General features: G+C 37.3%; 12 protein-coding genes. 1 reads left to right on the top strand and 11 read right to left on the bottom strand.

Going from position 1 to position 14,720, the window contains the following annotated elements:
* Positions 1 to 129: 129 nt before the first annotated feature.
* The 6 genes from H5181_RS08840 to H5181_RS08815 all read right to left on the bottom strand — a co-directional run bounded on the left by H5181_RS08840 (position 130) and on the right by H5181_RS08815 (position 9,483).
* A complete protein-coding gene (locus H5181_RS08840; protein WP_182750819.1) occupies positions 130 to 885 on the bottom strand; it encodes a hypothetical protein in 756 nt (251 codons plus the stop codon).
* 432 nt (positions 886 to 1,317) lie between these two features.
* Positions 1,318 to 3,483 carry a peptidase domain-containing ABC transporter gene (locus H5181_RS08835; RefSeq protein ID WP_182750818.1) on the bottom strand — a complete coding sequence of 722 codons (2,166 nt, stop codon included), beginning with the start codon at positions 3,481 to 3,483 and terminating at the stop codon, positions 1,318 to 1,320.
* Positions 3,483 to 4,739, bottom strand: coding sequence for an HlyD family secretion protein (locus H5181_RS08830; RefSeq protein WP_259397010.1), 1,257 nt, complete (start codon positions 4,737 to 4,739; stop codon positions 3,483 to 3,485). The genes H5181_RS08835 and H5181_RS08830 overlap by 1 nt, the downstream gene beginning before the upstream one ends.
* Positions 4,740 to 5,901: 1,162 nt before the next feature.
* Entirely contained in the window at positions 5,902 to 7,629 is a 1,728-nt protein-coding gene (locus H5181_RS08825; RefSeq protein WP_182750817.1) for a hypothetical protein, read from the bottom strand.
* A 4-nt stretch (positions 7,630 to 7,633) separates the two neighbouring features.
* Positions 7,634 to 8,785 (bottom strand): site-specific integrase, encoded by a 1,152-nt coding sequence (locus H5181_RS08820; protein WP_182750816.1) that lies wholly within the window; start codon positions 8,783 to 8,785, stop codon positions 7,634 to 7,636.
* A 218-nt stretch (positions 8,786 to 9,003) separates the two neighbouring features.
* Positions 9,004 to 9,483 carry a hypothetical protein gene (locus H5181_RS08815; protein WP_182680885.1) on the bottom strand — a complete coding sequence of 160 codons (480 nt, stop codon included), beginning with the start codon at positions 9,481 to 9,483 and terminating at the stop codon, positions 9,004 to 9,006.
* Positions 9,484 to 9,610: 127 nt separating this feature from the next.
* Between H5181_RS08815 and H5181_RS08810 the strand changes: the two genes are divergently transcribed.
* Positions 9,611 to 9,862: a helix-turn-helix domain-containing protein gene (locus tag H5181_RS08810; RefSeq protein WP_182680886.1), complete on the top strand. Its 252-nt coding sequence runs from the start codon at positions 9,611 to 9,613 to the stop codon at positions 9,860 to 9,862.
* Positions 9,863 to 9,991: 129 nt separating this feature from the next.
* On the opposite strand, the gene H5181_RS08805 is transcribed toward H5181_RS08810, so the two are convergent.
* The 5 genes from H5181_RS08805 to H5181_RS08785 all read right to left on the bottom strand — a co-directional run bounded on the left by H5181_RS08805 (position 9,992) and on the right by H5181_RS08785 (position 14,695).
* Positions 9,992 to 10,402 carry an antitoxin Xre/MbcA/ParS toxin-binding domain-containing protein gene (locus H5181_RS08805; protein WP_182750815.1) on the bottom strand — a complete coding sequence of 137 codons (411 nt, stop codon included), beginning with the start codon at positions 10,400 to 10,402 and terminating at the stop codon, positions 9,992 to 9,994.
* A 189-nt stretch (positions 10,403 to 10,591) separates the two neighbouring features.
* Positions 10,592 to 10,954, bottom strand: coding sequence for a transcriptional regulator (locus tag H5181_RS08800; protein ID WP_259397009.1), 363 nt, complete (start codon positions 10,952 to 10,954; stop codon positions 10,592 to 10,594).
* Between the two features lie 240 nt (positions 10,955 to 11,194).
* The gene (locus tag H5181_RS08795) at positions 11,195 to 12,142 is read right to left on the bottom strand and encodes a retron St85 family RNA-directed DNA polymerase (protein WP_182750814.1); all 948 of its coding nucleotides are present in this window, start codon (positions 12,140 to 12,142) and stop codon (positions 11,195 to 11,197) included.
* On the bottom strand, positions 12,139 to 13,110 hold the full coding sequence (locus tag H5181_RS08790; RefSeq protein WP_182750813.1) for a retron St85 family effector protein: 972 nt from the start codon (positions 13,108 to 13,110) through the stop codon (positions 12,139 to 12,141). Before H5181_RS08790 ends, H5181_RS08795 begins: the two co-directional genes overlap by 4 nt.
* Positions 13,111 to 13,363: 253 nt before the next feature.
* Positions 13,364 to 14,695 carry a tyrosine-type recombinase/integrase gene (locus tag H5181_RS08785; protein ID WP_182750812.1) on the bottom strand — a complete coding sequence of 444 codons (1,332 nt, stop codon included), beginning with the start codon at positions 14,693 to 14,695 and terminating at the stop codon, positions 13,364 to 13,366.
* Between the last annotated feature and the right edge of the window lie 25 nt (positions 14,696 to 14,720).

Here is a 14,720-nt window from a genome sequence, read left to right as displayed (position 1 = left end):
AAATTTCTATATTTTTTATTCATAGTTTCTACTTATCCATGAGCCTTTTTAGGTTACTGTTTGATAAGCAGTTACAAAAAATAGTTATAGCCTTTTTCAATTTAACATAGTCGATACATTCAATTTTCATCAATTCACAAAGTCAGATAATAAACGATTATTCCGAGCTTGCCCTATGCCTTCTTTAACTTCATTTAATTCAAAATATTTAATATTTTTTTGTTGGATCATTCTAACAGGCTCCCAGTTCCCACCTTTTACAACTATTCCATTTATCCCTAAAAAAGACATAGCATCTAGGCTATAGCTCCAAAAATCGACATTGTCTGTATAAAACCTATCTTCTTTGATTTGACCATACATAGTAATTAGAGGGTTAATGTTCAGGGATTTATAGAAGGCACATTCAGATTTAATTTTCGATTCAAAAATCAGCAATTCATTTTTAGGTAATCTGCTGAAGTCACAATTTTTAGAAAATGATAATACTGTTCTAATATTACTCGCATCTATAGGTGTTTTTTTGAACTGAAAAGCCCCCCCATGCCACCCGACCACTGATTTTTTATTAAGATATTTAACCTTGCCCGCGGGGAAAATATAGTTAGCACATGAAGATAAACAGTATCTATCAACTTCGACGTCTAAATCATGGTTCATAATCCACTTAGCGAATTTAATAGCAATGCCGGACTCGCCACCAGAACTATTAAAAATTAATTTACTAACCTCCGGCGTGTAAAGCTTCCTAACCGTATTGAAACCATCATTATCAATATGATAATTATAATAAATAATTTGGTCTTCTTTATAGATTGGAAGTTGTTTAGCACCAACTGTGTCACAAAAAAAACAAACAATTAAAACTATGAAAATTCTAGTCATACACAGTCCTTTGTCAAAAAGTATTCACAAATGAGTTTATAAAAACCAAGCTCTCACTAATGAGAGCTTGGTTTACCGAACTTAAAGATGCGTAGTGTTATGATCATTTCTGCAAATGATCTGAGGCTGTTTCCAAACATACTGAACTTGGCAAGTACCACCTTGAACTGATTCAATTTCTTCTAATGTTAACTCTACAATTTCATTTTTGTTTTCCAAGATATTATCCTTAATAACTCTTTAACTTTATGTTTGCTTAAACGCACAAATTTACCTTTTAGGTTCATTTAGCCTTAAGCTCCTGACCAAGGGCGCAGTTTCCGGCTAAAGTTGCCGCCCCCTTGTTTTTAACTGATGAAATGCTTTGTTATTTTGAACATCACACCCCATCGGCTAAAATTTTTTCCATCTATTTTCTGTTTCTTTGCCGCCTTACAGCACCTTACCCATCAAAAGCTGCATTTCATCTTGCGCGTATACTTTCCCTTGATGCATAATAACCACTCTGTCCGCCTGCTTTATCGTTTCAGGCCTGTGGGCTATAATGATTCGAGTCATCTCTAGATGTTTTATCTGCTCACTGATTTTTGCTTCATTTTCAATATCTAAATGACTCGTCGCTTCATCCATAAATAGAAGGCTTGGTTGTTGATAGAGAGCCCTTGCTAGCAATAATCGTTGTACTTGACCGCCTGAGAACTGACTGCCCATATCGCCGACTAAGGTGTTGTAGCCCATGGTCATCTTACTAATGTCTTTATCTATGGCGGCATGTTGAGCACACTGCTGCATGCGAAGATAGTTAGGTTCAGGATCAAAAAATGTCAAGTTATCAGCAATGGATCCAGACAGCAGAGTATCGTCTTGCATTACAGCAGCGAGTTGCTGACGATATTGAATTAATCCTATTTGGCTTATGTCTTGACCATCAAGTAAGATCCGGCCTTGTGATGGTGTAAGTAGTCCCAACATTAATTTCACTATGGTTGTTTTACCGCAACCAGACTCACCAACAATAGCTATAGACTCATTGGCATTAATAGTTAATGACACGTTATCAATAACATTAGGATCACTATCACTATAGCGAAAGCTCAGATTTTCAAGTTGCAGCTGACCACTAACCAAATTTAAAGGGCTAATACTGTCTCGATTCGCCTCTTGCTCACTTAGAGCTATATCAGAAATACGGTCTAAATGCAGCCTTAGCATTCGAAACATTATTAATTGCTCAATTAAACTCGCAAAACGTTCAGTTAGCTGATTTTTATAGGCAATAAAGGCAAGCACCATGCCGATAGTTAACCCGCCGCTCATAACTATGGACGCAGCCAGGTATACCACTATGATATTTTCTAGCCCAAACAATAACTTGTTCATCGCATCAAAACTTATCTTCAGCTTACCTAAGCGAATATCTGTATTAATCACTTCGCTGTAACGGTTTTGCCATAAATTCTGTCGTTGCGGTTCACAGGTAAACAGTTTAATTGTTTGTATTGCACGAATGTTCTCTAAGAAATTCGTCTGCTCTTTCGCTGATGCTTGAATTGATTCTTCTGTTGCACGGTGCAACGGCCTATATAAGGCTAGTCTTAACAAGGCATAGATAAAAATTGCAGCTACTACGACCAAGGTTAATTTAACGCTGTAAATGAGCATCATAATCAATACCGCTATCGACATCACACCATCAACCACGGTTTCAACCAAACCAGTTGTAAGCCTTTCGCGTACCTGTGCTAATGAACCAAAGCGTGAGACTAAATCACCGATGTGGCGCTTCTCAAAATAACTCATTGGCAGGCGGAGCAAATGCCTAAGTAAATTAACCCCCATCTGCATATTTAATAAGCTGGAAACTCTTAGTACTAACCAACTACGAATGCCAGTAGTCAGAACATTGATAATAGCGAGTAGTCCGAAGCCCAATGCCAGCACTGTTAATAAAGGCTTATCTTGACTTATTAGTACCTCATCAACCACCCATTGCATATAGTAGGGCGTTACTAAGGCGAATACCTGCAGCAAAATAGACAGAACAAAAAGTGCCGTTAACGTTTTGCTTAGGCCTGTCATCTTACTCCACAGTTGAGACAGCCCCATCTGTTGACGCTCGTCCTGTTTTTCAAAACCTTTAGTCGGAGTTAACTCTAACGCAATGCCTGTAAAGTGATTTGAAAACTCTTTAAACGTGAGCTTTCTTTTACTTATAGCAGGATCATTAATGCTTACTCCAGACTTAGTCACACCAGTGAGCACAACGAAATGATTCATATCCCAATGCAACACACAAGGTAAAGCTAATTTCCCCACATCTTCTATCGGGCATTTAAGTGCTCGACTTGCTAACCCCATGTTATCGCTTAGGGTTATCATGTGCTGTAAACTCATCCCCTTGAGGTCAGCACTAAAACGTTTCCTTAACCCTGCCATATCAAGTTTGTGACCATGAAAACTGGCAATCATAGCAAGACAAGCAAGACCACATTCTGCCATTTCAGCCTGTAGAATAAGCGGCACTCGTTTTTTACCTGAAAACTCAAGCAGCTCAATAGGGTTATTGACTTCACCATCTATTTTAATAGTTGTATTCATTAACCAACTCTTCCTTGCAAGCTATAAATTGGGTCTAATAGCCAGTCGAGTAAACTTCGGCTATCTAGCACTATATCAGCCTCCAACAGCATGCCGCTTTTCAGTGGGAAAGCTTCACCATAAGCCATCATATCTTGAGTCGTTAATTGAGTTCGTACTCTATAAACTGGTTCTGATAATGCCACCGGCACGATCGCTTCACCGTCTAGCAACAAGGCTTTATCAACACTAAAAATACGACTCTTTAGAAAACCAAATCGCTGGTAAGGAAATGCGTCAAATCTTAATCTCGCCTCATCACCTGACTTTACAAATCCTGCGCTCCTAGTAGGCAGCAACAATTCAGCAACGAGCTTAGCACCTTGTGGAATTAAGCTGATGAGCGGACGGTTGGTAACGATAAACTCTCCCTCCACAACCTGAATAGAAGCAACAGTCCCCGCTTCAGCAGCGCGAATAACATAGCGATAATTATTTTCTGTTTCATCTATTTGACGCAAAAGCTCTGAGCGTCGTCTAGATCTATCGCCATCTTTAAGTGCATATTGGCTTGGTAAAACATCTAGCTCAGCAATAGCCGCATTGAGCAAACTCTGTGTTTGTACTCGGTTTGATTGTAAATTTTCTATTTCTTGCCTAACTGCAATGAGCCTTTCTTGTTGAGATTGATAATCTAAGGTTGATAGAAAACCGTCTTTATAGAGGGTTTCATGCTGTGCTTGCTGCTTCAATTGCAATGCTAATTTATCCGCCAGTAGCGTTTCAAGGTTGGTAAGCACAGCAAGAGAGGCGTGATGATCTGAAATGACTGTTTTTAACCGCGCAGTTTCTTTAATTAGCATGGTTTGATTAATAGTGTGTTCTGTTTGAAGTAATACTGTTTGTAGCTTTAATTCATCAATTAATGACTCACTTAATTCTTCACCTGAAAGCATGCTACGTCTCAGCACTATGGTCACTAAAGGGGAGCCTTTCTTTACAAAGTCTCCTTCTGAGACATGTAGAACATCAATATTTCCATTGCGATTGGCATAAGTTTTAATTAAGCCCTTATCAGGCACTAAATAACCACGAACGGTTTCTTTACGAGCATAATGAGAAAAAGAAAGGAATAAAACTATAGCGAGAATAATGCATAGCAAAATAGAAGTGACGGCATAAATCGACATCGGCTGTGCTAATGACACATCACCATGTAATTTTTGCTTTTGGGCTTCCACAGCTTGTTGACGAAACAATGAAGACATAATATCCATATTCTCAAATGCATACCAATATCCATTGGTAATGAGTGTTATTTATGAGCTAAACTTTTGTTTAATATTGTTACATACATAAAAATCGCAAGCATTAAATAATAAAAAAATAACTTATGCAACTTTATTTTTCATTTAAATTAACAATCATTGAGTAACTTGAATTTAGTTTATTCAAACTAAATTTTGGGAATACGACCGTTTATATCACTGATTAACACCATCTTCATCTTGCTGTTTTAGTTCATAAAATAAACAGCTTGAATTTGAAAAATAAAAACTGAGCTTGCATGTAAAGTAGGATTTGCCTTCACTGTACGAAAAATTAATGATAACGATATCAGATTATTACGCTTTCTCTATTTCCCACGCGATACAACTAAAGAACGATTTTAAATTGATTTTTATCGTAAATCGATAATGTGATAAATGACAGTGATCATGCTGATTTTATCTTCAACTCTTTTGATTTTTTTACATGCGCAGCATGTGTCTTTGGGGTTCAAAGGGGGCTCCCCTTGCCCGAGTTTATCTCCCATCTTTTTGGAACAAAAAGTGGGAGATAAACGTACCGGGTTACGTACTAGTCCCACATAATTGTGGGCTGCTTTTTGCTTCGCAGTCGATGACTGCGAAGCTGTACTTTTTCGCACTCGTTGAGTGCGGTATTTGAGGTTTGTTTAGGCCAAACCTAAACATTATCATGTTGTAAAAAACAAATGGCCATGCGGGTTTTACACCATCTCAGACAAGCTAATTTCAACGCTAATAAGCTTTAAACGTGAATGTTGTTCAAACCTTAATTAATCAAATCTATATGTTTACTATTTCGCTTCATCCATTTGCTTTCTAAAACGACCACTGACATGTTTAATGCCGCCACTGGCAACATGAATGTCATCTGTGGCAGCAGTGCTGCCAATTTGGGCTATATAGCACTATTGACACTCACTACACAGCATCACTCGATACAAGCATAACCTCATGCCTGGACGTTAATTAAACATCTTACATTCGCAGCGATTAATAAAAAATCGGTCATCACTTTATAAAAGTAATGACCGATTTCCTGTTTACTTAGTGAGCAATTTATATTGTATTCAATCTAATCTGAGGGAGTACGGTTAACGCATCATTTAGCAAATATTGAACGCGTGTTTTATCATGTATCCAATGAATTGTTAATCTGACTGTCCTTGCTTGTTAACGCGTCTTTTAGCTCTATATCACCAGTGTTGCGGGTGACGCTTATCAATCTATTCCTAAGCTCCTGCGGTAAGTCTTCAGTAAAAGCTTTCATGATGGATTGCATGAGCTCTTTAGCGCCTGCTCTGCCATTTAATATCAATCGTTTATGCATTCGCTCTAACATTTGATTAATAGGCTGTAATGCCTCGGCAGTCATTACGCTCAGTTTATCTAGCATTGATTGCTTTTCTGTTATTGACGTATCTAGTGCTACGTTTGCTCTGTTTTTTATGCCAATAGATATATCTAATGTCGTTTCTGTTTTTGCTTTCTCATTCAAACGTTCATCTAATTCATATTCAAACAGCATTTTCTTGCTGAGTGTCTTTTGCTTGTTTAGCAGTGCAAGATAAATATCTTGGTATTTTTTAGCTTTTATCTGACATTGTTGCTCTAACAATTTTTCCCGCTCTGTGAACGTGTCACAGCTTTCACTCACAATTGCTAATTGACGTGTTAATTCGTCGAACAATTGCTGACTATCACTTATGTTCCAGCCCAATACATCTAATTCTTTTTCTAAACCGCTGATATGCTCAATCAAACGAGTTAAAAAATTGTATGGCCTATCGCGCTTAGCAAGCTTCGCCTCTCTGCGCATTTGCTTTCGTTTTTCAGATTTACGAACCGATTCCGGATGAAATGCAGCATTGATGTTCTTCGGATGAAAGAGATGTTCATTGACAAACTCATAGAACATCTCTTGCATGTGATGCGCAACGTCACCAGCCTGTTCATAATTCAAACGCCCAGTTTCAGAAAATAAATTAGCTGACATACCATCACGTTTGAATAGAAACTCATTCACTTTTTTAATTTGTGCGATACGCAAATCGTACTTGCCTGTTAAAGCATTTTTTCCCGAAATAAACGCGTGAACATGCGCACCTATATTTTCATGCGCTAAGCGCTCATCATCATGCAACAGCATTAATTTTATAGGATAATCTGGATAAAAATGTACGATGAATCCCTTCATTGTTTGCATCATTTCTTTACCGCTCACAATGTCAGCACCAATTCCATTCACAATTGGGATTTTGAATAATATTTCTTGGAAATTAGTAAAGTTTAACGTTTTTGGCTTATCGATAAGTGCATTATGGGCGTTGATATAATTGGTTAGTTGCTCAATTTTCTGTGATTTACGCTTCATATCAAACAGATTAAATCGATATTTCGAGTGATGAACATTCACAACATTTTCAGACGCTAATATCTCGTTGATAAATTCAATCCCCTCATCACAAAAACCGTCTTTTTTAATCCATTGATTTAGTTTGTATTTTGCACTAGATTTGAGCTTTCCCCATTTATCGGCATTTTTGGTGTTAAGTTCAGGTGGCTCAACAACGTCAAGCAACAATTGCTGTCTTTGAGCTTGAGTAAACGCGTCAAGTCGAACGATACCGTCCTCTGTGTCAATTAAATTTGCATGTGACAATAAGCTGTCCCATTCGATTTTTATTTCATTTTTAGTGCGCATAAGCTCATGAGATTTATTTAAATATTTTTGTTTAAGCTCAAGTTGCTCCATAAGTCGTAACGAATGAATTAATGAAGCTTTTCCATTTCTGCGCCCCTTTTTATTCAAGCCATAATTTGCAAAAGAATAGAATAAAGTACAACTTCTCATAGTCATTGTTCTACCCTCCAACATTATGACTTAAAAGCATTTTTAGATGCTCTGTTATCAAATGAGGGTGACTAATGAGCAATCGCGATATCTGTTGCTCTGAGAGCTGAATATCAGTGTTCGCGACTGTGTTTGAAGTTGCTTTAACATCAGATGTGTTTCCATCGGCAGCTATAGATTCATAAAGCTGTTTGGGTGTAAATATGCCGCTAAACTGTTGTTCGACTTTGTTCACAAAGTCGGGTGCATCTGCACACATCCAGCGTGCATAGTGGATGTCAATCATTGCAGTGCTTTCGTGCCCTAGTTGTCGGGCTATCCACTCTTTTGAGACACCAGATGTCAGAGCTTGACTTGCAAAAGTGTGTCTAAGTTGTCCTGCGCCGCGGTGCTTCACCTCGGCCGATATTAAGAATGGTGTGAAAAACGTTTTATTAAATTGTTTCGCACTTAAAAACGGCTGATTAGTTTGAGTGTTGTAAAAAACGAGTGATAAATTTTCGATTTTTTTCGTTTTATTGTCGCGCTGAAGCACTGATATCTTTCTAGCTTTTCGATGACCTGTAATCAATTTTTGTTGTGTTAATATACTAATAGCAGAAGCACATAACTCTACTGTACGTTGAGAACCTGGGGTTTTTGGAGTTTTATATTGCTTATCAACTAACGCAATTTTGACTTTGAGTTTTGCATTAATAAAGTCAATATCTTCCCAGCTTATTGCCAACAACTCACTTATACGAAGCCCCGTGAGTGCACATAACTGAAAAGCATTTTTCCCTGATAAACATCGAACATCTGTTTGCGCTAACGCTGTTAATTCAGCTCGAGTGAAAGGATTTGGCTCAGCGTGACAAACACTTAAATTTTGAATACCTTCCATTGGATTACGGGCTATCACACCATCGCGAAACGCATTATTAAATATCGCACGCAGAATGATATAAAACTCATTAATTGACTTGTTTGCATAGCTTTTATGCAATTTTTGACGCAGCTGAATGATGTCACTATGAGTGACAGAATCAATATAGCGCTGTCCAATCAATTTAATGATTTTTGATGCTTTACAGCGTTCAGAACGTAATGTTGATGGAGCTACCTCATGTGTTCTTGATGATAAATATTGCTTCACATAAAACTTGATACTTAGGTCTTGCATAACTAACCCTATGCAGCTCTGACGGCTGCTTTCTCTTAGGGTTAGATTAACATATCCTTGAACATACACAATACAAAATATGAAATAACTTGTTATATTTCAATAATTTATATATTTTTAATGTTTTAAAAAATCAATATTCTGTTAATTGTAACGTCTGTAAAAAACCTCCTTCATCTCAATTTTTAATGTAAAAATAACAGTTTAATGAGCCTATTTCACTGTGCATTTGAGCATAGAATATACTCAATCGCTTCTAACTTGCCCATCAAGTCTCGTCGAATAAAATCGCTAAAATATTTTGTGCTTCTTAAGAATTCTGGATTATTTTTGTTCGACACAAACCTGTCAACCTCAAGATAAACAGCTCGAGCATACATATATTCTTCATTAAGTTTATCACCTTCCTTTTCTAGTTCTGCAACTTCTGAAGATGTTAACTTTAGTGCTATCGGATCAGCGACTTTATCGAACAGAGTGTAAGTGGTTAAACCGGTCTTTTCATCGATTCCCGTTGTTAGCCACCCCTTAAACACCAGGTCCTTTAAAAAATCATCTACCATCTGTTTAATTTCAGCGTGCTTAAATCGCTCTTTGTTAAGCATATTGACGGCATCGTCAACAATTTCAGATGCAAAAAAACCATCGCGTCTCTGTCGAGTAAAAACGTTTTGAAACGTAAAAACTAATCCCTTCATATACACCTTTATCATAATTAAGTCATTCAATATGCATTAAGATACATATTTTATGTATTGTTGTAAATACTGATAAGTGGATCGATATGGGATTATTAACATATTCTGGAAGTTATTGAGATTTTGCATGCAATCAGCGCAAGCCTTAATTGGTATGAACATAAAAGTAGCGAGAATTAGAAAGTCTTGGACACAAGCAGACCTTGCCAGCAAGTTAGAGGTTGAGCAAAGCTATATCAGCCGTATTGAGAAAGGGGTTATTGCTGTGTCGTGCGATAGGATTTACGAAATTATTCATATTTTAGGCTGCGAACACACCGATATTTTCCCTGATGCAGCGGAGGTTGAACGTAAGTTGGCAAAAGGCATTATTGACTAAACTATGCTATTCGCACCACTCGGTAAATTGACATTAGATTAACGGCATTTTGGCAGTTGGAATATGTTGAATGGAATAGAGTTTGGTAATTAAAATTGTCGTCAACGCGCTGTAAAGTCACCGGCGTTGTTACGCAGTCATACCATGCGATAACTTAGTTATCGTCGCATTAATCATGTCCATACCTATGGTGGTATCTAATAGTGTTATCGGTTGTTGATTAGCAAACGCCAGGTTGGGTGTCTTTAGCCATAAAAGCATTTTATCTTGCGTACCAAAGTACTCTGTTCCTGCTTGAATAGTACTGATGAGCATCAACACACGCTCGGTCGCGATGGCTGGCAACAGCTTATCGTGAAGTCTTAATTTTACCCCTAATACTGTTTCTAATTCACGCCTAGATAAGCCCGTAAACGTCATCGCATTAGCTAGCATGTCAGCGGTTACCCCCTGCCGAATAAGCTCTATATCGCTATATGAGTCACGATTAAGGTGCTCGATGCTTGTACCAACCAATACTGAAAACGCTTCATTTAACATATAGAGCAACTCCAACAGAAAATGGTATTTGATAGCAGTATAAGTGAAATTCAAAAGCCTGAAGACCTAATTTATTAATGCATCAATAGGGGCTCAACATCTTTCGCTTCATACACACTTGTGAACATTTCTGCGTTACAAAGAGCGAACAAAGTTAGGTTTTCAGATAACTTCTAGTCTCCCAATTACCTACAACTCGTCTAATAACTGAGCACCAAAATCAATTTCTACACTTTCAACTAAACTTTCAGCACTTCTACGCATACTTGCTGTGAGCGGCACCAATTTGTCGGGGTGTTGTTGCATGTCATTTTCAAGAATAGATAAAAAACTTTCCAATTCAGCGGTATTAGGTATTGCATCAAACAATCCTTCGATTGTCTTTAAAGCGGCACGATATTCATCATCAGAACTCAGAGATATCTCATCGTGACCAGTAATAATTTCATTTCCGACAGAAGGAGAATCAAGCCATGCAGTTAAATCATCAGGAACTGGTGCCGTTGCGTCACATTTTAAAAGCAATATATTGAGTTTAGTATTCTTTATCATCAATTCTTCTCTTTGAATCGTACTATTAGAGTAGCAACTCCCGACTCTGTGGTATTACTAAAATTTGATCGACTGATTTGTGCTTAGTTTCTTATTGCTAAGCTATCCTGTCACACTTTTGGACATAAACGTTTTAGAAAAGCCAGAGTTTCAATTTATTTTTTAGAAAAGTTTACCCAGCCGCCTCTAAATCGATAGAGGAAAAAACATAACAAATTGATTTAAAAAGTATATTTAAATCTATTTTTTCAAGTCATTCGGCTGGTAAGACATGAGCCGCTCAATTATTTCGATACCATACTTTTCTACCATCTGATTTTTTAACTTAGGTTCAATAAAAGTTGAATGCGCGAATAGGCCTTTTAGTTGAATTATATTATTTGGCTGCAATATACCTAAAGAAAAATGATGAATACTTGCGGATATTTTTCTTTTACTTTCTCGACCTACCGTAACGCATCCGTCATTACTTAACGTTACACCTGTAACGTGTCGGTTATGAGCTTTAGAAGCAAACACGGTTTTGTCCTGATTTATCTTAATACTATTCCCATATAACGTTTTAAGTATCTTTTTAATCATAAGAGGAAATGTAAATAAAACGCCCTTAATATCTGTTGAAAATGTCATATCATCAGCATACCGGCTATAACGAACGCCTATAGTTTTGCAAAAATTAATTATGTTCTCGTCGAATTGATTAAGGATAAAATTTGAAACTAATGGTGAGCTAGGAGCTCCAATACTTAAAATTAGTTTTTTAGACCGTCTAGGGCGCCAAAAAAGAAATCCCCTTAGCAAATCTATATCTAATTGTTCAAATTCTACTCCAGCCCTTAGACATTCATTAAAAAAAATTTCAGGCGTAATGCTTGGGAAAAAATTTTTAAGATCCATTTTCAACAAGTATCTAGTATTTGAATGTACAAGTGCATTATCTCGTATAGATATTCCTTTCATATAGGCTGTAGCAGCTTCACTTACAGGCAATAACTGTCCAAGTTCCCTTACGATGAGACGCTGTACAAACTTAAGCTCTTTCGAAGGATGAGCAATTGTTCTTAACTCTTTAGAATTTCTTTTAGGTATCTTATAAACTTTATATCTGTAAGGAGAACTTAATGAAAAAGAACGAAGTTCAAGCTCATCCATGAACAAGTTTTTTGAAAGTAGTTTAGAGATACTCATTTGACTTGCTCCGTTAATATTTTCTGGATCTCAGCGCCGGCAGCAATACGTTTTCGAGAAGCTCCATTTTTATCGTCGGTAACATATGACATTTTTAACTTCATAATAAACTTATTTTCATCGAAAGGAGCAGATTTGTCATCGACACCAAACTTGACTCGCGGGTGCTTTCTATCTAGCGGATAATAATATTTATAACCACTGTACTCATAAGCTTTTAAGTAATTCAGTTTATTCAATAAATAAAGAGAACGAGTAATCTGCGATTGAGGGATATTTAAACCTAAAGATTCGATCGCTAGCTCTATTTCAGTTAACAAAATCGGATATGAAAGCCTAATGATTTCTTGAACTAAAAGAGCTACATGCCCAGAATTATCTTTTGAAAAAGAAGGATTTTTAGGTAAATTATTTCTTTTATCTAATAGCGTATCGCAAAGGTCTTGAAGGTGAATATCAGGATACTCAATAGACTTATTAGTCGGCCATGGATAAATGGCTATTGAAGAAGGCTCTTTTCGACGAATATGGTTTAAGGGACCAAGATAAATAAAGGAATCTTCTGACTCGGTCTGCTCTCTAGGAGCGACTATTAATAATCTTTTATAAAAATTGGGTTTTGTGCAAAACATTCCCAACTCAACCAAAGAACCAGGACTTTCAAGAAAAATAACTACTATAGAAGCGAGCTTGGCTATGTCATCTTCAAAAATTAGTAGATCATTGTATGCATGTTCTTTGAAATAATCTTTAAATGTTTCAGCAAGTACAATTTCTTTTTCAATCTTAGGATGTGAAGAAGCTAGCTTATTGATAAGCCTATGCCTGAAACTACTAGGGATGACGCTTCCTATGTTAACTTCACCACCACAAATAAAAATCCTATGATCAGGATAATTAATTTTGAAGTTTTCATATTTAAGTACTTCAAAAACCTCAATTATAGTGTCTTCAAAATTTATACTCATTTAGCACCTAAAAAAAGACGAGCAGTTTATGCTCGTCATTTATTAACTCTTTACTAGTGGCCAGCGTTAGAACTTTTCTGGCGCTCCTGAGGAACGAAGGATCGTTAGAAAACGTTCTAACGCAACCCTAAATATGCTCAATAAATTAGTGTCTGGCGAAACGCCCGACAAGATTAAGTTATAACTTAATCCAATACGCTAAAGAGTCACATGAGTATACAAAAACATCTACATGAAAACAAGAATATAGCAATTAACTCGAAGTGATCAACATATACTCAAGTTTTTCAATGCTTATTAGTAATAGCTTCATCCGAACGTCTTTGCCGTAACGACTGTAAGTGATGTTTGGATTGGCGTGTCCGACGATTTGCGCCACGATGTGCTCGCTGATATCCAGTTGCTTCATTTCATCTATAAAAGTGTGTCTGAAGCCATATGACGTGGGGCGCAGGTTCGCTTGCATGCCTATCTCGGTTTGAAGCTTTGCGAGCTGTTTGCAGTAAGTTTTTGACCAATCTTCAATGATGCCGACAGGTTTATAATCAAACAGCTGGGTATGTGTTGATTTTCTTTGCTCAACAAACGCAATAAAGCCAAGCTCAAGCAAGCGCTGATGTATGGGCACATAACGTTTGGCATTGAGGTTTTTTAATCGTTGTACAGCGCCACTATCATCAACGCTAATGCAGTGTATGCCCTCAATTAACTTGATATCTCCAGGTTTGAGCTGGCAGGCTTCTGAAGGTCTTAAACCACCATAAAGCATTAATCGGGTGACCCATTTGAAATCGGTTGTTGAAGCCTTGAATGATGAGCTGCAAAGTAGTCGTTTAAGCTCAGGATGCGACCAGCGGTCTCTAGCTTGATTCGGTTTAGCTTTTGGTTTTTGACCAACTGTGACACTTTCAAATGGATTACTGGTGCAGTAATTCATTAATTGGCACCATTTAAAAAACTGGAATGTAGCGGCTAAGTACTCTTTATTGCTTTTGTAGCTTCGACCTTGAGTCAGTAAAGCATCTCGGTAGGTCATTGCATCTGCGCTGGTTATATCGTGCACGCACTTGATCTCAGCTTTGGAAGTAGATTTTGATGATACGGTATCAATAAAATGGCGTATGCGTTGTTCAAGCTGCTTTATAGAGAGCGGTCTGATGGCTGATTTTTGTTTTGAGATAATAAATGCGCTTAATGCTTCGTTTAACCCAATAACAGGCTTTGCTTGCGCGATAGCAGTGGTTTCACGGTGTTCTGACAGCTTAGTGTCTCTAATAGGGATAACATGAGATTTAGGCGTGATATTGAACGTAATATCAGAATCATCAGCATCAAACTGAGCTCTAAGATTGTTAATGACCTCATCAACGTAACGAATAAAGTCATTAATGCGTGTTTGATGGTCAATAGACTTGATGATTTTTTTGAGTGCTCCGGCAACATCAATATTACGGATGACCGCTTCTGCTCTGTCACGAGTCAGTAAGGAGACTTTTACGTCAAAGGGGAAGCCCTTGTCGCGTAAAATTTTGGATAAACAGATACGTGTAAAGTATACGTTGTTGGGTGCTCGATAAAGATACATTGTCTGAGTCAATCCTTATGGAGAG

Origin of the sequence: Shewanella sp. SG44-2, assembly GCF_014164215.1 — a bacterium.
GTDB classification, from domain to species: Bacteria; Pseudomonadota; Gammaproteobacteria; order Enterobacterales; family Shewanellaceae; genus Shewanella; species Shewanella frigidimarina.
The sequence above is the reverse complement of the archived record's forward strand: the minus strand, read 5'-3'. Positions and strand labels throughout refer to the sequence as shown.